The sequence below is a fragment of the Photorhabdus sp. HUG-39 genome, assembly GCF_963878365.1.
Classification (GTDB): Bacteria; Pseudomonadota; Gammaproteobacteria; order Enterobacterales; family Enterobacteriaceae; genus Photorhabdus; species Photorhabdus kayaii.
In genome coordinates this window covers 21,966-44,514 of the sequence record NZ_CAWNWY010000039.1, presented here as the reverse complement: position 1 = coordinate 44,514, position 22,549 = coordinate 21,966, and the positions used below count along the sequence as shown (strand labels likewise).

The following is a 22,549-nucleotide window of genomic DNA, read 5'->3' as shown; positions in this document are numbered from 1 at the left end:
CCGCCGCTCGTCAGCAAAAGCGCAAGCACTTTCCTGTTACCGCTCGACTTGCATGTGTTAGGCCTGCCGCCAGCGTTCAATCTGAGCCATGATCAAACTCTTCAATTCAAAGCTTGATGCTCAAAGAATCCTACCGTTAGTTCGTAATGAATTAACTGTTGTTCACTCTTCAAGACTTTAAAACGTATTTTTTTGTGATACGGTCTTGTGAGTGCCCACACAGATTGTCTGATTAATTGTTAAAGAGCAGGCTGAAATAAAACGTGATATTCTCGTTCAGCCGGGCTGCGTATACTACGCTTTTCGCCCGCAGAGTCAAGCGCTTATTAGCTTTTTCTCTGCCCGACCTCACAATGTTTATCAGCGTTGTGTCGGTCAGTGGTGGCGCATTATAGGGCGTTCTTTGGCGCTGGCAAGCGTTTATTTGCAAAAATAATTCATCCGAACACCAATTAAGCAAAAACAGTGCTAAATTGCGATTTAATGCGCAAAATGATAAAAAAAGAGGCAGTTTCCTGCCCCTCATTTCTCGTTAACTTTACTCTCTCATTAAAATATACAGTTATTGCTTTGCGACGATATGGCTATTTTCCACATCCAGAGTAACTAGTTTTCCTGGCAATAGTTGGCCGGAAAGTATCTTTTGAGCTAATGGATTTTCGATTTCCTGCTGGATAGCTCGCTTCAATGGCCGTGCACCGTAAACAGGATCGAACCCGGCTTCTGCCAACATTTCCAACGCTTGCTGAGTAATCGTCACCTGATAACCACGTTCTTCTAGACGTTTGTACAAACGTTGCAATTGGATATCTGCAATCGCTGATAAATGTCGACGCCCTAATGGGTGGAACACAACAGCTTCATCAATACGGTTAATAAATTCAGGTCTGAAATTATGGCTAACAATTCCCATCACTATATCTTTCATTTCATCATAATTTAGACTACCAAAACGCTCTTGGATCATGTCCGACCCGAGATTAGAAGTCATGATTACAACCGTGTTACGGAAATCGACAGTACGACCTTGCCCATCAGTCAATCGACCATCATCCAGCACCTGCAATAAGATATTGAATACATCTGGGTGCGCTTTTTCCACTTCATCAAGCAAAATAACGGAATAAGGTCGACGACGAACAGCTTCTGTTAGATAACCACCTTCTTCATAACCAACATATCCCGGCGGTGCTCCTACTAACCGTGATACGGTATGTTTTTCCATAAATTCAGACATATCGATACGCACCATTGCATCATCGCTGTCAAACAGGAAATTTGCTAACGCCTTGCACAACTCAGTTTTACCAACACCAGTTGGACCAAGGAACAAGAATGAGCCAATCGGACGGTTTGGATCAGCTAATCCAGCACGACTACGGCGAATCGCATTAGATATTGCATCGACTGCCTCATCCTGACCAATAACACGTTTATGCAGCTCTTGCTCCATGCGCAACAGTTTATCTTTTTCACTCTCAAGCATTCTGGCAACAGGAATACCCGTCCAACGAGCAAGAATTTCTGCAATTTCTGCATCGGTAACTTTGTTACGAAGCAGTTTCATATGCTTACCTTCAGCTTGTGTGGCTGCGGCAAGTTGTTTTTCCAATCCAGGTATTTTTCCATACTGAATTTCAGACATCTTCGCTAAATCACCACTGCGGCGTGCCTGTTCTAAACTGATACGGGCATTTTCCAATTCCGCTTTTATGTGCTGAGTACCCGTAAGTACTGCTTTTTCAGCTTTCCATTCTTCTTCTAGTTCAGAATATTCGCGTTCTTTTACGAGCAGCTCTTCATTAAGCATTTCAAGCCGTTTTTTACTGGCATCATCAGACTCTTTTTTCAGCGCCTGCTGTTCCAACTTCAATTGGATAACCCGACGTTCCAGACGGTCCAGCGCTTCCGGTTTTGAATCCATTTGCATACGTAAACTGGCACCCGATTCATCGATCAAGTCGATAGCTTTATCTGGCAACATGCGGTCTGAGATATAACGATGAGATAATGTTGCTGCCGCGACAATTGCAGGGTCGGTAATTTGTACATGATGATGTAACTCATAACGTTCTTTCAGACCGCGCAAAATAGCGATAGTGTCTTCTACGGAAGGTTCTGCAACATAGACTTTTTGGAAACGGCGTTCCAGCGCTGCATCTTTCTCAATATATTGACGATATTCATCCAGTGTTGTTGCACCAACACAGTGAAGTTCACCACGGGCCAAGGCTGGTTTTAACATGTTACCAGCATCCATTGCCCCATCAGCCTTACCTGCACCAACCATAGTATGCAATTCGTCAATAAACAGAATGACATTGCCTTCCTGTTTAGCAAGGTCGTTCAACACACCTTTCAAACGCTCTTCAAATTCACCACGATATTTAGCCCCTGCTAACAGCGCTCCCATATCCAAGGAAAGAACTCGCTTATTTTTAAGCCCCTCAGGAACTTCACCATTAATGATCCGTTGAGCAAGCCCTTCCACAATGGCTGTTTTACCAACCCCAGGTTCACCAATTAAGACCGGGTTATTTTTAGTACGGCGTTGTAATACCTGAATGGTGCGGCGAATTTCTTCATCACGGCCAATTACCGGATCAAGTTTGCCTTGTTCAGCATGTTCAGTCAGATCAATAGTGTATTTTTTCAGGGCCTGGCGTTGATCTTCCGCTCCCTGATCATCAACTTTTTCACCACCACGCATTTGTTCTATTGCCTTAGTGATTTTTTCTTTTGTTGCGCCAACAGCTTTCAATATGTCACTTAATGTGCCACGTTCTTCCAATGCTGCCAGAACAAATAATTCAGAGGAGATAAAATTATCCCCGGCTTTTTGTGCTAGTTTGTCACACAGATTTAAATGACGAACTAAGTCATTGGATGGTTGTACATCACCACCAATACCCTGTACTCGCGGCAAACGTTCTAAAGCCAGCTCAAGCTGATTGCTGAAACGGCCTGCATCGATTCCAATTGACATTAATAATGGGCGAATAGAGCCACCCTCTTGTTTTAACAGTGAACTCATTAAGTGAATTGGTTCGATGAACTGATTATCATGCCCAAGTGCAAAGGACTGGGCGTCAGCGAGAGCAAGCTGGAATTTATTAGTAAGACGATCCAGACGCATAACACCTCCAATACTATTCAGAATGTTGCTACTGGAGATTAAATGAGGCCATTCCTCAAATATTCAAGGTTATTCTGAAAAGCAAATTGTGAGATATTCTCTTATGCGCCAATGGATCGCCCTACGGGATAGGTTATATCAGCCAGATTAAAGTTGCCATACGTCCGGTGATCCCATCACGACGATAAGAGAAAAATTTCTCTTTATTACTGACAGTACATTCATCCCCGCCAAAAATCGCTTTCACACCAACAGATTGCAATTTTAACTTTGCCAACAAATAGATATCCGCTAAATACTTTTCGCCAAAAGGTATAAAAGCTCGACTCAAATCAGAATGCTGAATTGTGAATGCTTCCAAAACCTCATTACCAACTTCAAATTTTTTTGCACCAATTGCCGGCCCTAACCAAGCTTGGATCTGATTAGGTTTAGCTTTAAATTGAGCGATCGTGTTTTCCAGTACGCCGGCGCACAAACCTCGCCACCCCGCATGGGCAACCGCAACCTCATCACCCGCAGAACTGCAAAATAGTACAGGCAGGCAATCTGCTGTCATCACAGCACAAACCTGCCCAGGAATATTGGTATAAACAACATCAGCTCTATTATCTTCCAGTGGCTGACCATTGAGTCTCACAACACGCGTACCATGAACCTGTTCTAACCAGACTGGTTGCTGAGGCAGTTCTGCCATTTTCGCTAAAATATGCCTGTTTTGTTCAACAACATCAGGTTTATCACCAACATGCTTACCCAGATTCAGGCTATCGTAAGGTGATAAGCTTATTCCCCCTAAACGGGTAGAACTACAGGCTTTTACTGTCGTGGGTTGTTGCCAGTTTGGAAAAATAAGCGCCGTCATTTACCAATCCATTTCGTCTTTAAACGCTTCTGCATCTGCTTTTAATGCCTTAATCAGCATCACCATATCTTCAGGTAATTCAGCGTGCCATTCCATTTCAATGCCGGTTATCGGATGATAAAGACGCAGCATCGTGGCGTGCAATGCCTGACGATCAAAGTTACGCATTACCTCGCGGAACTCATCAGAAGCCCCTTTCAAAGGACGAGGACGACCACCATACAAAGGATCGCCCACCAATGGGTGACTAATATGGGCCATGTGAACACGTATCTGGTGTGTTCTGCCGGTTTCCAGTCTCAGGCGTAGACGAGTATGTGCCCTAAAATGTTCCATTACTCGATAATGGGTAATAGCCGGTTTGCCCATTGGATGCACTGCCATATGTGTTCGTTTTGTTGGATGACGAGAAATTGGCTCTTCAACAATTCCACCCGCCGTCATACAACCTGTCGCTACCGCTTCATATTCACGGGTAATTTCGCGTAGTTGGAGTGATTCGACTAAACGTGTTTGAGCGGGAACCGTTTTAGCAATGACCATCAGCCCTGTCGTATCTTTATCAAGACGGTGAACAATGCCTGCCCGAGGAACATCGGCAATTTCAGGATAATGATATAACAGTGCATTCAATACCGTACCATCTGGGTTTCCTGCTCCTGGATGGACGACCAAATCACGCGATTTGTTTATGACTAGAATGTCATCATCTTCATAGACAATATTTAACGCAATATCCTGAGGTTCCCAACGCGCATCTTCTTCAATGATGGCATCAATTGCAATTTCTTCACCTCCCAGTACTTTTTCTTTTGGCTTATTGATTAATTTGCCATTAACCTGAACTCTGTCATCCAAGATCCAATCTTTTATACGTGATCTTGAATAATCAGGGAACAATTCAGCCAAAGCCTGATCTAAACGTTGACCGAGCTGAGATTCGGCGACTGTTGTATTAAGTCGTATTTGTTGTGCCATATATTGTTTCTACACTTACGTTGAGTTTTGACGGCAGAGCCGTTTAATTTAATATAGTGTGCTATTGTAACTCGATCTTTTGCCGGGAGCTTCATGGATAGTCTCCCAGAAAAACACTCAGAGGATAATCAACACGTGATGATACGCATGAAATATCTGGTGGCGGCAGCCACATTGAGCCTGGTACTTTCCGGGTGCTCTGGTAATAAAAATGCTGTCCCCGACAGCCCACCTGCGGAAATTTACTCTAAGGGTCAGGAAAAGCTGCAAAAAGGTAGCTATTCCGATGCGATCAAGCAATTGGAAACCCTCGATAATCGCTATCCATTTGGCCCCTATTCGCAGCAAGTACAACTCGATCTGATTTATGCTTATTATAAATCCTCTGATTTGCCAATGGCTCTCGCTTCTATTGACCGTTTTATACGCCTGAACCCAACTCACCCCAACATTGATTACGTTCTGTATATGCGTGGATTAACTTCACAAGCATTGGATAACAGTCTATTGCAAAGTTTCTTCGGCATTGACCGCTCAGATCGTGATCCTGAACACGCCAGGGTAGCATTCAAGGATTTTAGTCAATTAGTACGCTATCATCCTAACAGCCTGTATACTGCCGATGCTATTAAGCGTTTAATGTTTATCAGAGAGCGCCTGGCAAAATATGAACTTTCTGTTGTGGAATATTATAACAAACGTGGAGCTTATGTCGCGGTGGTAAATCGAATTGAACAAATGTTACGTGATTACCCTGATACACAGTCAACTCTCGAAGCGCTGCCTTACATGAAAAAAGCTTATACACGTTTGGGTTTAACAGCCCAGGCAGATAAAGTAGCAAAACTCATTGCTGCTAATCCGGTATAAAAAAGCAGATGATAAAACAGCGGTGGGTACCGCTGTTTTATTTTTACATATGAGATCTAAAAAAGACTACTTATCAGCAGAGTTGAGAAAGACTCAACTTGTCAATAGTGTCCCATTAGCTTCAATCCTGCAATAGATATTCTTCATATTTTTACCACTAATCACAATTACTTCAACTAGTTGCCTCATATCTGGTTAAATGGTGATTTAGATCACCTTTTTCATGAAAAAGAAATGTATGCTGAAATTATTGAAGGTGGATAATCAATAATGAGAGGTAACTATATGATAGTAAATATTACCAGCAAACAAATGGAGATTACCCCGGCAATTCGCAACCACGTAGAAAAACGTCTAAGTAAACTCAATAAATGGCAAGTAAATCTGATAAATCCTCATATTATTCTATCAAAAGGGCCTCAAATTTTTAGGGCTGATGCAACCATAAGTATACCAAATGGTATGCTAGTTGCCGGTGCAAAACATGAAGATATGTATATTGCTATCAATGAATTATTAACAAAACTAGAGCGCCAATTGAATAAAGTACAGCATAAGGGAGAAGCACGCCGTACTGACAACAGTGTTAAAGAATCAAACCTTAACCTAGAAACAGAATTAGAATTAGAAACAGAACCAGAAATATCACAATAAAATAACAATGACTTGCCTGTGACGCGTCCAATTTGGACGCGTTTTTTGTTGACAGAAACAACGACATAAGGTTAATTAACAAAAACCACCGTAACCCTTGTCCAATGCGGACGGCTGCCGATGAAATGGCAAGCAAATGGGAAGCTTCGCCCGATTGGGCAAAGAGCAGTCACCCAAACTATGAATATGAGAATATGATGAATATAAGCCTGTTTTTCTTTTCTTTCTTTTTTACCTTCCCTTGAGAGAGGCTTTCGTCGTTGAAAAAATAACGAGAAGACGAACAGCAAGCCTCCCCATCGGGAGGCTTTTTTCTATCTATTGCAAACCTATTATACCCTATGGATTTCAAGATGCATCGCGACGGCAAGGGAGTGAATCCCCGGGAGCATAGAAAACTATGTGACTGGGGTGAGCGAGTGCAGCCAACAAAGAGGCAGCTTGAAAGATAACGGGTATATTATCAGAATGTGAATAACCCATTAGGAACCCATTTATGGATCAAAATAATTTGCTGAAAATACGAGAAAAAGTTAGCGAACTTGATTTAAAGTTACTGATTCTATTAGCAGAACGTCGCCAATTAGCTTTTGATATTGCCCAAACTAAGTTACAGGATAATCGCCCTATTAGAGACAAGGATCGCGAACGAGAACTACTGGATGTTCTGATTAAAAAAGGAAAAAACCACGGGCTTGATGGCTTTTATATTTCTCGTCTCTTTCAGATGATCATTGAAGATTCCGTACTCACTCAACAGGCATTATTGCAGCAACACCTAAATCAAACACCCCAAGATTCAGCGCGTATTGCATTCCTCGGTCCTAGAGGTTCCTACTCTCATATCGCAGCCCGCCAATATGCCGCACGCCATTTCAATCAATTAATTGAATGTAGCTGCCATAAGTTCCAAGATATCTTCTCCCTGGTTGAAACAGGCCAAGCGGATTACGGAATGTTACCCATTGAAAATACCAGCTCTGGTTCCATCAATGATGTTTATGACTTGTTGCAACATACCAATTTGTCAATTGTGGGAGAAATAACCATTCCTATTGACCATTGCCTACTCGTTGCAAAAGACACAACGCTATCAGAGATCAAAACGGTTTACAGTCACCCTCAACCATTCCAACAATGTAGCCAATATATTAATCAATTCCCACATTGGAAAATTAAATATTGCGAAAGCACTGCCGCAGCAATGCAAGAAGTCGCCGAACAGAATTCACCAGAAATTGCAGCCTTAGGGAGTGAAGCGGGCGGTGCACTTTATCAGTTACAGGTTCTGGAACAGAATCTCGCAAATCAATCACATAATATTACTCGTTTCATTATTGTTGCCCGTCAACCTATTGAAGTTGCAGAACAAGTACCGGCTAAAACGACATTTATTATGGCAACCGGACAGCAGGCAGGCGCACTGGTAGATGCGCTAATGGCGCTGAAAAAACATAATATTATTATGAGTAAACTGGAATCCCGGCCGATCAACGGAAATCCGTGGGAAGAGATGTTTTATATTGATGTCCAAGCTAATATTCGTTCAATCAATATGCAACACGTCCTGAAAGCATTGGCGAAAATCACTCATTCATTAAAGGTATTGGGATGTTACCCAACAGAAAGCGTGGTACCGGTTAACCCTTCCTGATTAAAAAGAACCGGGTATTAAAATATCCGGTTCAGATTATTGGCTTTTAATATTTTGTATTACCCATGAGAAAATTTTTACTGCCTTTAACCTTTTGGTTTAAGGCTCTTTATTTATTCCGTAAATCCTGACTTGTTCAGGTTAAATAATATGGATTATCGCTTTTCGTGCCATCTGAAAACAAGGGATTAAAAAATTTTCACTTATTCACATAAGATTATACCCTATGGATTTCAAGATGCATCGCGGCGGCAAGGGAGCGAATCCCCGGGAGCATAGATAACTATGTGACCGGGGTGAGTGAGTGCAGCCAACAAAGAGGCAACTCGAAAGATGACGGGTATAAATACGTTTTATCTGAATGTGATAAAACCGGCGTTAATAAAAACCACGTTTTATCTGTCACCACGGTTTTAAAACTTGGGAAAAAACCGCAAGCATATCACGAAAAAGAAGGCAAAAGCTTTAATCATTAAAGGTAAAACATAAATGATTAAAGCTTTTTTAAAGCAAGTAAAAAATTCGGTGTTATACTGACGCAGGAAGAGAAAACATCAGAAAAGATAGATTTTAAACTTATTAACAAGGTGACAAAATGACAACATTAACCACAGAAAAAGAATATGATATTGTATCAGGATATTTATCAAGAATAAGCATATTAAGAAGGTTTGCTCAAACAAAAGATGTTGAATGGCTAGAAGAGGCTTACAAAACATTAGAGGTAGTCGTTCAAGAAAGCAAAGAAACCTTCAGATTAATGAGTTTAGAAGCGGAACAAAAAGAACAAAAACGTTTAGAAATATTAAGAATGATTGAAGAAATCGGCCTTAATCCTAATACTATTAACATACCTATTACCTTCTCTGATTTTAAACCTAAAAAATCAAATGCAGGAAAAGGAAAGACGAGAAAACCTAAGTATCAGTTTAATGACAATGGAGAAATTAAATACTGGTCAGGAAACGGGAAAAAACCATCAGGTTTACAAAAATTACTCAATGAAGGCCATTCATTAAATGAATTTTTAATTCAAAAATAAAAAACTTCGGAATAAAAATAGCCTCACAGATTTATTATCTGTTTAATACTATTTACTTTTCTTTTTTGCTTGCATTTGCTTTTTTAGGCGATCGCAAGCGCCTTTTTATGGGTGATTAACTCGGTTATTAATCAAAAAAGTATAAAAAAACAGGTACCCATTAATGCCAAATTTTTAAAAGGTGAAGGGCATCTAAAAACAACCTACTTCCCGCCATATTTAATTTATTCATCAGCCTGCCATAACCATTTAAAAACACGAATACAGAAAGATTAATGCTTTTGTATAAAAGACTGATTTAACTCAATCAATGCAACTTTTCAGTAAGATAGTTAATTTTATTGAATCTAAATTCATCAACTATTAACAAAGAGTTGAAAAGAGATCAGCACATAGAAGAATATTATTAGAATGAGTTACTATTCAGGTATTTTCTCACCGTTACTTTACGAAGCAAGTTATAAAAACAATGCAATAAAAAAGGGTAAAAACACGGTTAAAACCTTATACTGATTAAACTAAAAAACTAAAACCATGACTTTTAATAACAACTTAAAAACTGCCCATCATAAAACCATTAGTGAAAAAATAAGAAATAAAAATCGGTTTTGTTAATGCTTACGCATAACGGAAAAAAAGATAAATAAAAATATGAATAAGTTTATCCGTTTACCAGAAAATATACCTCCAAAAAGAAACCATCTTTAATAACGTTTTCAACCGGAGAATAACCTTTTTCTAAACCAGTTAAATAATCCGATGATAAAAAAATCCGCGTAACAAAACCCGAAAATAAATAATTTAACCAAATAATCACTCAGTTATTTTCGACGTTATTATATTGCACATTTACCATGTAAAGCTGCGATACCTTAAATACGCCAGTTTAAACTTGATTTACACGATTTTAATCCGCCCAATAGCATTGTTTTCTACGGTTTAAGTTAAACTATTCCTCTATTTTATGTCTTTAATGTGATTAATCTGCAAAGCCTTTCATCCTCATTAATACAATTAAACTTGTCAGCAAATTGAATCGGGTATTGTCATATCCGGTTCTTTTTATACCCGTTATCTTTCAAAGTTGCCTCTTTGTTGACTGCACTCGCTTCCCCCGGTCACATAGTTCGCTATGCTCCCGGGGATTCTCTCCCTTGCCGTCGCGATCCATCTTGAAAATCCATAAGGTATAGTTATTGGCGACTATCATTCGCTTGTTGAAGCAATACCCTGCTCTCTCTCATAAAATGAGGTGCATAATCACCAAACCATTCACTAACATCTTCAAAACTGCTGACAAAAGCCCGTTTGTCTTGGTTTTCCAATATCTCTAGCGCTTGCCCAAAACTTTGATGATAACGGCGTATAAGATCAATATTCTCTGGTGATGACATAATAATATCCGCGTAGAGCTGAGGATCTTGGGCAAATAAGCGCCCGACCATGATCAGTTCCAAACGGTAAATAGGTGAAGATATTGATAACAGTTGTTGTAAATCCGCACCTTCCTGTGCGAGATGTTGCCCATAAGCAAATGTCGTGAAATGACGCAACGCCTGAATAAAGCTCATGTTTTTATCATGCTGTTCCGGGCTCATCTGATGCAAGCAAGCCCCCCAAATCAACAACTGTTCTAAAAACCATTGATAAGCTTCTTCTTGACGTCCGTCACAGTAAACAACAACTTGTTTTACCAAACTACCAACATCCGGCCCAAACATAGGATGTAATCCCAACACTGGACCTTTATGCACATCAAGCATAGCTTGTAATGGCTGCCGTTTAACGGACGCCAAGTCCACCAAAATGCAATGGTCAGGTAATGGCGGTAAACGGCGAATAACCTCTTCTGTCAAATGAATCGGTACACTGATAATCACCATACCCACTCCCGCCAGAATTTGTTCCGCGTTAGGCCAATCTTGCGGTTCCAAATTTCTGACTTCATAACCAGACAAAGTTAATAAACGGCCAAATAGTTTCCCCATTTTACCCAAGCCACCAACAATGACTATCGGCCCCAATTGAGGGCAAAGTGTTTTAAACCCTTTGTTATTTTCACTGGTGTAGGACTCCCGCATAATACGGCGCAGAATATCTTCAATTAAATCCGGTGGAACACCAAACTCTTCAGCCTCCTGCCGACGTGAAGCAAGCATCGCCATTTCTCTGTCAGGTGCATAAATTGACAATCCATTCTGACTTTTTACCTCACCAATCTCTGCAACCAATTCCAGACGCTTTGCCAGTAAGCCCAGCAAAGCTTTATCCACTTCATCAATTTTATCCCGCAATTGAGATAATTCAGCCGCCATATTTATTATCCCGCTTTTTTCAATACTGCCATTCTTTGCAACAATTGCATGCTAATTTGCTGATGTAATTTTCTTAGAATTGCCTCTGTCGTCTGCCAACTAATACACGCGTCAGTCACTGATACACCATATTTCATTTCACTACGCGGTTGCTCAGAAGATTGGTTGCCCTCATTAATATGGCTCTCCAACATAATGCCAGTAATAGATTGATTACCTGAAATGATCTGATCTGCGACAGAATCTACAACCAAACTTTGCCGACGAAAATCCTTATTAGAGTTACCATGACTACAATCAATCATCAAGGATGGTAATAATCCAGATTGAACCATTTGCTGTTCACATTCCATGACATGTTGGGTGCTGTAATTAGGCGTCTTACCACCACGTAAGATAATATGCCCATTCGGGTTTCCTTGTGTTTGTAATAAACACACCTGCCCCGACTGATTTATTCCCACAAAACGGTGTGGCATAGCGGCTGCACACATCGCATTAATTGCAGTGTTCAAGCTACCATCAGTCCCATTTTTGAAACCAACAGGCATAGATAAACCTGAAGCCATTTCCCGGTGTGTCTGGGATTCTGTGGTTCTCGCACCAATTGCAGACCAACTGAATAAATCCCCTAAATATTGTGGACTATTCGGATCTAAAGCTTCTGTTGCAAGAGGCAATCCCATTTTAACTAAACTAAGTAGTAAACGGCGAGCAATATGCAGGCCAGCTTCCACATCAAATGAACCATCCATGTATGGATCATTAATAAGACCTTTCCAACCCACTGTTGTACGAGGCTTTTCAAAATAGACACGCATGACAATGTACAAGCTATCACTCAATTCAGCAGAAAGGGCGGCCAAACGGTGAGCATAATCCAGAGCCGCATCCACGTCATGAATAGAGCAAGGACCACACACTACCAGCAAACGGGGATCACGGAGCTGAATAATATCCGCAATTGTTTTACGTGCATTTGCAATAACATGCAGATCATCATCACTCAGTGGGTATTGTTGCTTTAATTCTTTTGGAGTGATAAGAATTTGCTCACCACTGATGTGAACGTTATTAAGTACATCTCTTTGCATGAACATGTCGATTTTCTCCTCAAATTATCATTCTGTACTTATTTGTTTTTATGCATTTGACTAATAACATATCACGCGTCGTAAAGAATACAATCCAAAAGTGTAAACAAAACCAAAACACTGTAAAATATTATTTACAATAAATGAAAAAGGCGTCAAGTTACCAAATAGCACCCATAAAATATTAAGCTATGCCCAACTCGCTTTTTCATTAATTTATTAAGAAAATAATAATATGACTACAGCTCACTGTAGAATAATTACTTAACACTTGTTATGAAAAGAATCTGTGCCATCAGATCATGATGTAGGTTATATTGAGATAAAAAATTTAGATCACGCTTTTAAATTCAATACACTAATACCAGCAGTCTGAGGCCGGGAAATCCGGCCTCTTTATTAAAATATCTGTTACAAAGCTTGCTGTAAAAAAGCAATTAATTCCTGATTAACTTTATAGGGTTGCTCCAATGTGGAAATATGCCCTGCATCCTGGATAATAATATGATCACAGTGCAATATTTCAGCCATCAAATAACCCTCCAGAGGCGGGCGGGGCGTATCTTGTTCGCCAGTCATAACAAGCGAGGGAATATCCAGTTTTTCCAACAAATGCATTCTATCTTCACGCCCAAATATTATTCTACCTAACGGAATAATACTATTACGCAATATTTCCGCAGGAATGGCTACCAGACGCTGAGTTAATTCATCAACCAAATGCTGAGCCGGTTGCTGGCTAAAGAAGGCTGGCACTATCTGCTGTTGCAAAATAGATTGAGGAATTGCACCAACCTGCTCTATCGCATCCAACATGGCAAAGTATTTTGTATGAGTCACTTCAGGTTCTAATCCGACAAAGGTATCCATCAAAACCAGTGCTTTAACTCTGTCCGGCGCCATAGCCACCAACTCAATTCCCCACATACCACCAGCAGATAAACCAATGATAGCGAATTCTTTAATACCAAGTTGATCCATCAACGCCAGGTAATCCCGAGCTAAATCAGCCAAAGTGCTATGTTGTTCCGGTAGCTCTCCCGAGTTTCCATGCCCCCAGAGATCAGGAGCAATCACCCGGTATTTTTTACTTAAGACCTCGATCTGAGGCTCCCACATAGTAGAATCAAACAAATAGCTATGCCCAAGTAATAACGGGAAACCTTCACCTTCATCTCGGTAAGCCATCGTTTTGTTATGTATTTGAAAAGTTTTCAAAACAAATCCTTATAATCAGTTAATCATGTTTAAAATTATTCTAAAAACCCGCCCGTATTCAGCCTGACTTTTCATTACAATAATTAAAAATACAGGAGAGCCAAAACCAAATTGATGACCACGTCCGCAAAATGCGGTTTTAAGTTGAGGATAAAAAAAGAGGCCAGCAATGGCTGACCTCTTTAATGATAACTTTCGGATGTAACGAAAGCGTATTATTTACTGTTCAGACGCTCTTTAATACGAGCAGCTTTACCAGAACGCTCACGCAGATAGTACAATTTAGCTCTACGAACAGCACCACGACGTTTAACGCTAATGCTGTCTACGACTGGGGAGTGAGTCTGGAATACACGCTCAACACCTTCGCCGTTAGAAACTTTGCGAACAGTGAATGCAGAGTGCAGACCGCGGTTACGGATAGCGATAACCACGCCCTCGAATGCCTGCAGACGTTTCTTAGCACCTTCTACGACCCATACCTTAACTTCCACGGTGTCACCCGGACGGAATGAAGGTACGTCCTGCTTCATCTGCTCTTGTTCAAGTTGTTTAATAATGTTGCTCATAATAATTCTCTTACCCTAGGTAAACTGATATATCAGAGACATTCCCTTCGGGGATATGTCTGGATTAATTAGTTGCTTCAGTTAGATGTTCCCGTTGGAACTCTGTTAGCAATATCCTTTGCTCGTCAGTCAGAGCTAGGTTTTCCAGAAGTTCAGGTCTTCTAAGCCAGGTCCGGCCAAGCGATTGTTTCATCCGCCAGCGATTAATTTCAGCATGATTTCCAGACAGCAACACTGGTGGAACTTCCATACCATCTAATACCTCCGGGCGAGTATAGTGCGGACAATCCAGCAATCCATCAGCAAAAGAGTCCTCCTCCGCTGATGCCTGATGCCCCAGAACGCCCGGAATGAACCGAGAAACTGAGTCAATCATCGTCATTGCAGGGATTTCACCACCGCTGAGCACGTAATCACCAATAGACCACTCTTCGTCAATCTCGGTTTGGATCACTCGCTCATCTATCCCTTCATAGCGGCCACAAATCAAAATCAGTTTTTCATTTGTTGCCAGCTCACAAACCCCTTGTTGGTTGAGTTTGCGTCCCTGAGGTGAAAGATAAATCACTTTTGCACCTTCGCCTGCCGCAGTTTTTGCTGCATGAATGGCTTCCCGTAAAGGCTGAACCATCATCAACATGCCTGGACCACCGCCATAAGGTCGATCGTCAACGGTACGATGCCGGTCATAGGTAAAATCCCGTGGATTCCAGCATTCAATACTTAACAGGCCATTTTTCACTGCCCGGCCAGTTACCCCATAATCGGTTATTGCGCGGAACATTTCAGGAAACAGGCTAATAACCCCAATCCACATTATCGCGTCCCACTCATTTCAACCGCTTATAACCGGAGTTTAAAAACCAGGATCCCAATCTACTTCAATGGTTTTAGTAGCGAGATCGACTTTCTTGATAACCTGCCCATCAAGAAACGGAATTAGCCGTTCCTTGATACCGAATGCATCTTTCAGGTTTGCTTTAATTACCATTACGTCGTTAGAACCGGTTTCCATCATGTCATTGACAGTCCCCAAGTTATAACCTGCTGTGCTGATTACCTGGCAGCCTATTAAGTCTTTCCAGTAGTAATCACCCGTATCCAGCTCTGGCAGTTGTTCTGAATCTACAATAATTTCGCAATTAGTCAGTAAATTCGCAGCATCCAGATCATCAATACCTTTAATTTTGATGATCATATCCTGATTGTGGTGTTTCCAGGTTTCTAGTTCGATGTGTTGCCACCGGCCTGCCCGTTGAATAAACCACGGTTGATACTCAAAAATGTCTTCGGCATGTTCGGTGGAAGAAAAAACTCTGAGCCAACCACGAATACCATAAGTTGAACCTAATTTTCCCAATACAATTGGGTTTACAGGCGGTTCAAAACAGGTTTGCTTGCTCATAGTTACCACCGCGACAGATTAAGCTGCTTTTTTAGCGTCTTTGATCAGTGTAGAAACACGATCAGACACAGTTGCACCCAGACCAATCCAATGTTCAATACGGTCCAGATCTAAACGCAATACTTCTGCTTTCCCTGTTGCAATAGGGTTGAAGAAGCCAACGCGCTCGATAAAGCGACCATCACGCGGGCTGCGGCTATCGGTCACGACTACTTGGTAAAACGGACGCTTTTTGGCGCCGCCACGAGCTAAACGAATTGTTACCATAACATCCTCATTAGTTAACAAAACAACCAGACTTCATCGAGGAACGAAGTCCGGTTATCAGATAAAAAGCCCGAAAAGTTTACTCACTTTGGCGCAAAAAGCAATCCAAAGTGGATATTCTTCGAGACTTTATCGATTAACGGCCCATAAATCCGGGTGGCATCATGCCTTTCATGCCACGCATCATTTTTGCCAAGCCGCCTTTCTTCATTTTTTTCATCATGCGCTGCATTTCGTCGAATTGTTTAAGCAAGCGGTTAACATCTTGGACCTGAGTGCCAGAACCATTAGCAATACGACGTTTACGAGAACCTTTGATTATTTCTGGTTTTTGTCGCTCTTTACGCGTCATAGAATTGATAATAGCTTCCATTTTCACCAGAATTTTATCATCCATCTGGGATTTCACTGCATCTGGCACTTGAGACATCCCCGGCATTTTGCTTAACATGCTGGCCATTCCCCCCATGTTACGCATCTGCTTTAACTGATCTAGAAAATCATTTAAATCGAAGCCGTCACCTTTCTTCAGTTTAGAAGCCAGCTTTTCAGCCTGGGTGCGATCGACTTTACTTTCAATCTCTTCAATCAGGGACAGAACATCGCCCATTCCAAGGATTCGAGAGGCAATACGATCCGGATGGAATGGCTCCAACGCATCCGTTTTTTCACCAACACCCAGGAATTTAATCGGCTTCCCAGTAATATGACGAATAGATAGCGCTGCACCGCCACGGGCATCACCATCGACTTTCGTTAACACTATACCCGTCAGTGGCAATGCTTCATTGAAAGCTTTCGCGGTATTAGCCGCATCCTGCCCCGTCATTGCATCAACAACAAATAGGGTTTCTACTGGATTGATGGCTTTATGAACCTGTTTGATTTCATCCATCATTGCTTCGTCAACATGTAGACGACCCGCAGTATCCACCAAAAGCACATCATAGAATTTCAATTTGGCGTGCTGTACCGCTTGAGTCACGATATCAACGGGTTTTTCCTGAGCATCAGAAGGGTAGAAATCAATACCAACTGCCTGCGCCAAGGTTTCAAGCTGTTTGATAGCCGCTGGACGATAGACGTCAGCAGATACCACCAAAACTTTTTTCTTCTGTTTTCCTTTCAGAAAGCTACCTAGCTTGGCAACGCTGGTCGTTTTACCTGCACCTTGTAGACCCGCCATTAATACGACAGCAGGCGGCTGAGTAGAAAGATTCAGTTCACTGTTAACTTCCCCCATCGCCTTAACAAGTTCATTCTGAACAATTTTGACAAACTCTTGGCCGGGAGTCAGGCTTTTATTAACCTCGTGGCCTACCGCGCGCTCTTTAACACATGAAATAAAATCACGCACTACAGGTAATGCGACGTCAGCTTCAAGTAAAGCCATGCGAACTTCGCGCAGTGTCTCTTTAATATTATCTTCGGTCAGTCGCCCACGGCCACTGATATTGCGCAATGTGCGCGATAGTCTGTCGGTTAAATTATCAAACATTGTCTCTGCTCAATTTTTAAAAATGGGCTACCTGTAAGGCATATTCCGCAAATTATAACACGATGGAAAGGGATCTCTGCACAGAGATTCACACCGATGATTAACAACGGTTGGAGGCTATCCTTGCTGGCGGTATACTTAAGCTTTAATTCACCCTAAAACTATCGCTAAAACGACTAATGCTATGCCAGTATTTTCTATAATTTCTTCATTCGCTTATTTATTCAGCCTGGTACTGATTATTCCCGGCTTGCTGCGGCAACCGAAAGGATACCGCAGGCTGGCATTACTTTCCTCGATTGTCGCTTTAATTTGTCATGCTATTGCACTTAAACACCAGATATTCCACGTCAGCAGCGGGCAAAACCTCACCCTCCTAAACCTTGGTTCTATCGTCAGTTTACTTACTTGTATCATAATGACAATTGTCGCTTCTCACGGCCGTGCTTGGTTCCTGCTACCCATTGTTTACAGTTTTTCCATGATAAATTTGGTTTTAGCGAGTCTTATGCCAGGTGAATTCATTACCCATCTAGAGGCGAGCTTTGAATTATCTATCCATATTGGGTTGGCACTTCTTGGTTATGCGACTTTACTTATCGCGGCATTATATGCATTACAGCTTGGGTGGTTGGATCATCAGCTTAAAAATAAAAAACTCACTTTTACGCCAGATATGCCCCCATTAATGTTCATTGAACGCAAAATGTTTCATATCACTCAGCTTGGCGTAATATTGCTAACGTTGACGCTCTGCACCGGCATCCTCTACATGGATAATATTTTCAGTAGCGAAAACATCCATAAAGCAATTTTGTCTATTATCGCATGGTTTGTTTACATTGTTTTATTATGGGGTCACTACCATGATGGATGGCGCGGTAAACGCGTTATCTGGTTTAACCTGATCGGCGCATTTACCCTGACACTCGCCTATTTCGGTAATCGATTATTGCAGGAAATCATGATTTACTAGGAGTATGATGTTCAATCAATACTTGGAAGGAATTCTGTTTTGGAGCATGTCTCAACAAGCACATTACTGATTATTTTAATCATCATGGTCATTGTCTCAGCTTATTTCTCCGCCTCCGAGACTGGTATGATGACAATGAATCGTTATCGCTTACGTCATCTGGCAAAGCAAGGGAACCACTCTGCCCGCAGAGTTGAAGCATTACTTCGTCATCCTGAGCAGCTCATCAGTCTGATTCTCATCGGCAATAATCTGGTTAATATTCTTGCTTCAGCACTCGCTACTATCATTGGTATGCGTCTTTACGGTGATGCCGGAGTCGCTATTGCAACCGGTATTCTGACGTTTATCGTACTGATATTTTCTGAAGTTATGCCAAAAACGATAGCCGCCCTCTATCCTGAAAGAGTCGCTTTTCCGAGTAGTTTTTTGCTCCGCCCGTTACAGAAAATCATGCTGCCGTTGGTCTGGGTGCTAAATAAAATTACTTTATTGTTAATGCGTTGCCTTGGTATCAAACAACCTACTGGCTCTAGTCACGCAATGAGTAAAGATGAACTTCGCACTATTGTGAATGAATCAAATGCCAAGCTATCACAGCAAAATCAGGCTATGCTAACTTCAATTTTAGATCTGGAAAAAGTCACAATCGGCGACATTATGGTTCCCCGTAATGAAATTATTGGCATTGATATTAATGATGACTGGAAATCCATCATACGGCAATTAACTCATTCACCTCATGGTCGGATCGTGCTTTACCGTGATTCACTTGATGATGCCATTGGCATGCTTCGTGTGCGTGAAGCTTACCGACTGATGACAGAAAAAAAAGAGTTCATCAAAAGAAACCTGATTAAAGCAGCAGATAAAATCTATTATGTCCCCGTCAGCACACCACTTAATATCCAGTTAGTCAATTTCCAACGTAATAAGGAGAAAGCCGGGCTCATCGTTGATGAATACGGTGATATTCAAGGTCTGGTCACTGTTGAAGATATCCTCGAAGAGATTGTCGGTGATTTTACCACATCAATGTCTCCTTCTCTGGCAGAAGAAGTTTCACCACAAAGCGATGGGACTATTTTGATTGACGGGACCGCCAACATCCGCGAATTAAATAAAGCCTTTAACTGGGCATTGCCTGTTGATGGGCCACGAACGGTTAATGGTATGGTGCTTGAAGAATTAGGAGAAATACCCGCACTTAATGTACAAGTGCAAATCGGCAAATATAATTTTGAAGTACTTTCAGTCAACGATAATGTCATTAAACAAGTTCGAGTCACTCCCATTAGCCAATTTCCTGAGCAAAAAACACAAGCCCTTTAAATCGAGGCGGAAAATTGACGCCGCTGGAGGCGCACCTCCAACGGCAAATTCCTGTTAATACTTCATCTCAGGAACCCGAAATATTATCACTGCTATGGAACTACACTTTCAATTCGGTCAGTTTTTCTTCTGGCAATGCCAACTCGTCATTCTTATTAACGAGGACGTCTGAATCAAGAATATGACGGGCAATATCCTGAGCTTCTGTCAGTGAATGCATGTGATAAGTACCACATTGATAAATATTTAGTTCTGGGATCTGGCTCTGATCTTTCACTTTCAAGACATCAGCCATAGCCGCTTTCCATGCGTCTGCAACGCGTATTTCCGCCGGGGCGCCAATCAAGCTCATATAAAAACCTGTTCGACATCCCATTGGCGATATATCAATAATTTCAACACCCTCACCATTGAGGTGATTGCGCATAAAACCAGCGAACAAATGCTCAAGTGTATGAATACCCTTTTCAGGCATAACCTGTTTATTGGGTATACAGAAACGTAAGTCAAAAACTGTGATGGTGTCGCCATGAGGCGTTTTCATAGTCTTAGCAACTCTGACGGCTGGCGCATTCATACGAGTATGGTCAACAGTAAAACTATCCAGTAAAGGCATTTCTTTATCTCCACAAAAAATTCAGATTTTTCTTCAAGCAAATGAAACTTTTTCATCTGCCACCGGTCGTAAAGAATGAAAGACGCGTAATTATTATCCCTATTCTCTAGAAAATCCCATTTGGCCACTTTTACTTGTGGCCATTTTTTCTAGTATCCTATTTGTTGTTTCAGATGTTTCAGATACTCATCAAAACTCATCGTATCCTCACGTTCCAATGCGTCTTGTCGCTCTACGGAGGCCCTGCGTTCTATAGCGAACTGCTCGTCGCTAATAACCTCATATTTCTCATTGATCAGTTGCTGGCGGTATTCATCTGCTAGTTCCAGTCCAAAACCACCAATGCCCTGGCTCTTCACTTTTTCCAGCACACGGGCCGATAAAGTCAGTGATGAATCATCAAACATAGCAATTAATTCTTCGCAAACCTTTTGATACTGTGTGCCAGAACAACTATCCAATATTGCGGCAACCCGTTTCAAGTCACTAAATAACTTTTTGCCAACTTTTACTAGCGGTTCTTCCACACTTCCACAACCCAAGCCAATCTTTTGCTCTGGTTTACGCCCTTCAAGGATCACTCTATCCCAATTCTTACGGCAACACTCTAATTCATCACTGCCCATTTCCGGCGCTTCGGCAAGCACACACCATATTAAGAATAGGTCAAGAAAACGAATTTGTGTCTCATTGACACCAATCGCAGCAAATGGATTAATATCCAATGAACGAACTTCGATATATTCCACGCCCCCACGCAACAAAGCATCAGAAGGCGATTCATTCCCTCTAGTGACACGCTTAGGTCGGATTGGCGCATACAATTCATTTTCAATTTGTAAGACGTTGGTATTGAGCTGAATATATTTATCACCTTGCTTAGTGCCCAACTTAGCAAACTCGTCAGATGGCTTGTGAATCGCTTTTTTCAGCCCTTCAATATAAGTATGTAGGTTATTAAACGTAATATTCAGATCGCTCTGTGATTTATTGGTGTACCCCAAATTACTCATTCTTAGTGAAGTCGCATAAGGCAGATAACAAGTTCCATCTTCTGTCCGTTCAAAAAGAAAAGAAGTCTCTCTTCCACGTAAGAACGAGGAACAAATTGCCGGAGAAGCACCAAACAAATATGGGATCACCCATCCAAAGCGATAATAGTTACGGATCAAGCGGAAATAACCATTAGAGATCTGTTCTTTACCACTCTCTGCATCTTCAACACCAGCCCAGGCACGCCAAAACTCAATTGGCAATGAAAAATTATAATGAACCCCGGATATGGTCTGCATCAACGCGCCATAACGATTTTTCAGACCTTCACGGTATAAGGTCTTATAGCGACCAACATTCGATGCACCATATTGAGCCAAAGTGATGTTCTCTTCCGCATCAATAAAGCATGGCATACTTAATGGCCACATTTTTTCTTTGTCCAGCACACGCGCCGTGTGACGATGAATATCGCCAAGAAAAGAAATCGTATATTTTATATCATCACCAACTGGTGTTATGAATTCCAACAATGACTCAGCAAAATCAGTAGTAATCCATTTATGCGTAAGCGCTGCACCAAGTGTTTTAGGATGTTCTGTTATGGCTAAACTACCATCTGAAGTGATACGCAATGTTTCACGTTCAACACCGCGACGAATTCCCTTTAAAATTGTCGGATGCGCCTCTAGCCATGATAGAGCCTTTGATACGTCCGGGATCAATTCGACCTCCCGTAGTGTTTTAGAAGAATTTTTATAAGGGTTTACTTTATCTTAAACAAGCCAAATTGTCGCTGATTAGATAGATAAGCAAAAATATTTCAGCGTCATACCGAGGGCAGGTTGGTTACCGGCAATACAGGGTAGAAAAGAAAAAGCCCTGCTGTTTAAGCAGGGCTTGGTATGGCGCATCCAGAAGGATTCGAACCTCCGACCGCTCGGTTCGTAGCCGAGTACTCTATCCAGCTGAGCTATGGATGCATGTTCAGTTTTTTACTCTGGTAAAAGATAGCAGTTGCTTCGATTACCTAAATGCTGCCTCGGATGGTTTCATCTCAAGGTTAA

At 41.5% G+C, this 22,549-nt stretch carries 20 protein-coding genes, 1 tRNA gene, 1 rRNA gene and 1 other annotated feature; of the genes, 7 read left to right on the top strand and 15 right to left on the bottom strand.

From position 1 onward, the window contains the following. The 4 genes from AAC155_RS20305 to rluD form a co-directional block, all read right to left on the bottom strand. Positions 1 to 108: ribosomal RNA gene (locus tag AAC155_RS20305) — 16S ribosomal RNA — on the bottom strand; the annotation flags it as partial. 454 nt (positions 109 to 562) lie between these two features. After that, a complete protein-coding gene (gene clpB, locus AAC155_RS20300; RefSeq protein ID WP_113043904.1) occupies positions 563 to 3,136 on the bottom strand; it encodes an ATP-dependent chaperone ClpB in 2,574 nt (857 codons plus the stop codon). A 133-nt stretch (positions 3,137 to 3,269) separates the two neighbouring features. Further along, positions 3,270 to 4,001, bottom strand: a complete 732-nt coding sequence (gene yfiH, locus AAC155_RS20295) for a purine nucleoside phosphorylase YfiH (RefSeq protein WP_113043903.1) — start codon at positions 3,999 to 4,001, stop codon at positions 3,270 to 3,272. Beyond that, positions 4,002 to 4,979 carry a 23S rRNA pseudouridine(1911/1915/1917) synthase RluD gene (gene rluD / locus AAC155_RS20290; RefSeq protein ID WP_113043902.1) on the bottom strand — a complete coding sequence of 326 codons (978 nt, stop codon included), beginning with the start codon at positions 4,977 to 4,979 and terminating at the stop codon, positions 4,002 to 4,004. A 138-nt stretch (positions 4,980 to 5,117) separates the two neighbouring features. Here rluD and bamD point away from each other — a divergent pair, with 138 nt between their 5' ends. The 5 genes from bamD (at position 5,118) to AAC155_RS20265 (ending at position 9,199) form a co-directional block, all read left to right on the top strand. After that, entirely contained in the window at positions 5,118 to 5,849 is a 732-nt protein-coding gene (gene bamD, locus AAC155_RS20285) for an outer membrane protein assembly factor BamD (RefSeq protein WP_113043910.1), read from the top strand. Positions 5,850 to 6,134: 285 nt separating this feature from the next. Beyond that, positions 6,135 to 6,503, top strand: coding sequence for a ribosome-associated translation inhibitor RaiA (raiA, locus tag AAC155_RS20280; RefSeq protein WP_113043909.1), 369 nt, complete (start codon positions 6,135 to 6,137; stop codon positions 6,501 to 6,503). 196 nt (positions 6,504 to 6,699) lie between these two features. Beyond that, positions 6,700 to 6,819: a sequence feature (Phe leader region), on the top strand. A 180-nt stretch (positions 6,820 to 6,999) separates the two neighbouring features. Then, entirely contained in the window at positions 7,000 to 8,157 is a 1,158-nt protein-coding gene (gene pheA, locus AAC155_RS20275) for a bifunctional chorismate mutase/prephenate dehydratase (protein ID WP_113043901.1), read from the top strand. A 287-nt stretch (positions 8,158 to 8,444) separates the two neighbouring features. After that, the gene (locus AAC155_RS20270) at positions 8,445 to 8,633 is read left to right on the top strand and encodes a hypothetical protein (RefSeq protein ID WP_146748131.1); all 189 of its coding nucleotides are present in this window, start codon (positions 8,445 to 8,447) and stop codon (positions 8,631 to 8,633) included. Between the two features lie 119 nt (positions 8,634 to 8,752). Next, positions 8,753 to 9,199, top strand: coding sequence for an H-NS histone family protein (locus AAC155_RS20265; protein WP_113043900.1), 447 nt, complete (start codon positions 8,753 to 8,755; stop codon positions 9,197 to 9,199). A 1,193-nt stretch (positions 9,200 to 10,392) separates the two neighbouring features. On the opposite strand, the gene tyrA is transcribed toward AAC155_RS20265, so the two are convergent. From tyrA to ffh, 8 genes are all read right to left on the bottom strand, one after another. Then, the gene (tyrA, locus tag AAC155_RS20260) at positions 10,393 to 11,514 is read right to left on the bottom strand and encodes a bifunctional chorismate mutase/prephenate dehydrogenase (RefSeq protein WP_113043899.1); all 1,122 of its coding nucleotides are present in this window, start codon (positions 11,512 to 11,514) and stop codon (positions 10,393 to 10,395) included. A 5-nt stretch (positions 11,515 to 11,519) separates the two neighbouring features. Then, positions 11,520 to 12,614, bottom strand: a complete 1,095-nt coding sequence (locus AAC155_RS20255) for a 3-deoxy-7-phosphoheptulonate synthase (protein WP_271859008.1) — start codon at positions 12,612 to 12,614, stop codon at positions 11,520 to 11,522. Positions 12,615 to 13,019: 405 nt separating this feature from the next. Then, on the bottom strand, positions 13,020 to 13,826 hold the full coding sequence (locus tag AAC155_RS20250) for an alpha/beta fold hydrolase (protein WP_113043898.1): 807 nt from the start codon (positions 13,824 to 13,826) through the stop codon (positions 13,020 to 13,022). A gap of 215 nt (positions 13,827 to 14,041) precedes the next feature. Continuing rightward, the gene (gene rplS, locus AAC155_RS20245) at positions 14,042 to 14,395 is read right to left on the bottom strand and encodes a 50S ribosomal protein L19 (RefSeq protein WP_112878363.1); all 354 of its coding nucleotides are present in this window, start codon (positions 14,393 to 14,395) and stop codon (positions 14,042 to 14,044) included. A 64-nt stretch (positions 14,396 to 14,459) separates the two neighbouring features. Beyond that, entirely contained in the window at positions 14,460 to 15,212 is a 753-nt protein-coding gene (trmD, locus tag AAC155_RS20240; protein ID WP_011145583.1) for a tRNA (guanosine(37)-N1)-methyltransferase TrmD, read from the bottom strand. Between the two features lie 39 nt (positions 15,213 to 15,251). After that, positions 15,252 to 15,800 carry a ribosome maturation factor RimM gene (gene rimM / locus AAC155_RS20235; RefSeq protein WP_112878362.1) on the bottom strand — a complete coding sequence of 183 codons (549 nt, stop codon included), beginning with the start codon at positions 15,798 to 15,800 and terminating at the stop codon, positions 15,252 to 15,254. 18 nt (positions 15,801 to 15,818) lie between these two features. Then, complete coding sequence (gene rpsP / locus AAC155_RS20230) at positions 15,819 to 16,067, bottom strand: 30S ribosomal protein S16 (protein ID WP_015835325.1); 249 nt, start codon at positions 16,065 to 16,067, stop codon at positions 15,819 to 15,821. A gap of 136 nt (positions 16,068 to 16,203) precedes the next feature. Beyond that, positions 16,204 to 17,565, bottom strand: a complete 1,362-nt coding sequence (ffh, locus tag AAC155_RS20225) for a signal recognition particle protein (protein WP_113043897.1) — start codon at positions 17,563 to 17,565, stop codon at positions 16,204 to 16,206. A gap of 184 nt (positions 17,566 to 17,749) precedes the next feature. Here ffh and AAC155_RS20220 point away from each other — a divergent pair, with 184 nt between their 5' ends. Together AAC155_RS20220 and AAC155_RS20215 are read left to right on the top strand one after the other, a co-directional pair. After that, on the top strand, positions 17,750 to 18,541 hold the full coding sequence (locus AAC155_RS20220; protein ID WP_113043896.1) for a cytochrome C assembly family protein: 792 nt from the start codon (positions 17,750 to 17,752) through the stop codon (positions 18,539 to 18,541). Positions 18,542 to 18,580: 39 nt separating this feature from the next. Then, on the top strand, positions 18,581 to 19,873 hold the full coding sequence (locus AAC155_RS20215) for an HlyC/CorC family transporter (RefSeq protein WP_146748130.1): 1,293 nt from the start codon (positions 18,581 to 18,583) through the stop codon (positions 19,871 to 19,873). Between the two features lie 100 nt (positions 19,874 to 19,973). Here AAC155_RS20215 and luxS read toward each other — a convergent pair whose 3' ends face one another. The 3 genes from luxS to AAC155_RS20200 all read right to left on the bottom strand — a co-directional run bounded on the left by luxS (position 19,974) and on the right by AAC155_RS20200 (position 22,465). Continuing rightward, positions 19,974 to 20,489, bottom strand: coding sequence for an S-ribosylhomocysteine lyase (gene luxS / locus AAC155_RS20210; protein WP_036814109.1), 516 nt, complete (start codon positions 20,487 to 20,489; stop codon positions 19,974 to 19,976). Positions 20,490 to 20,638: 149 nt separating this feature from the next. Further along, the gene (gene gshA / locus AAC155_RS20205) at positions 20,639 to 22,207 is read right to left on the bottom strand and encodes a glutamate--cysteine ligase (protein ID WP_113043895.1); all 1,569 of its coding nucleotides are present in this window, start codon (positions 22,205 to 22,207) and stop codon (positions 20,639 to 20,641) included. Between the two features lie 181 nt (positions 22,208 to 22,388). Then, positions 22,389 to 22,465: transfer RNA gene (locus AAC155_RS20200), tRNA-Arg, on the bottom strand. Positions 22,466 to 22,549 lie beyond the last annotated feature (84 nt).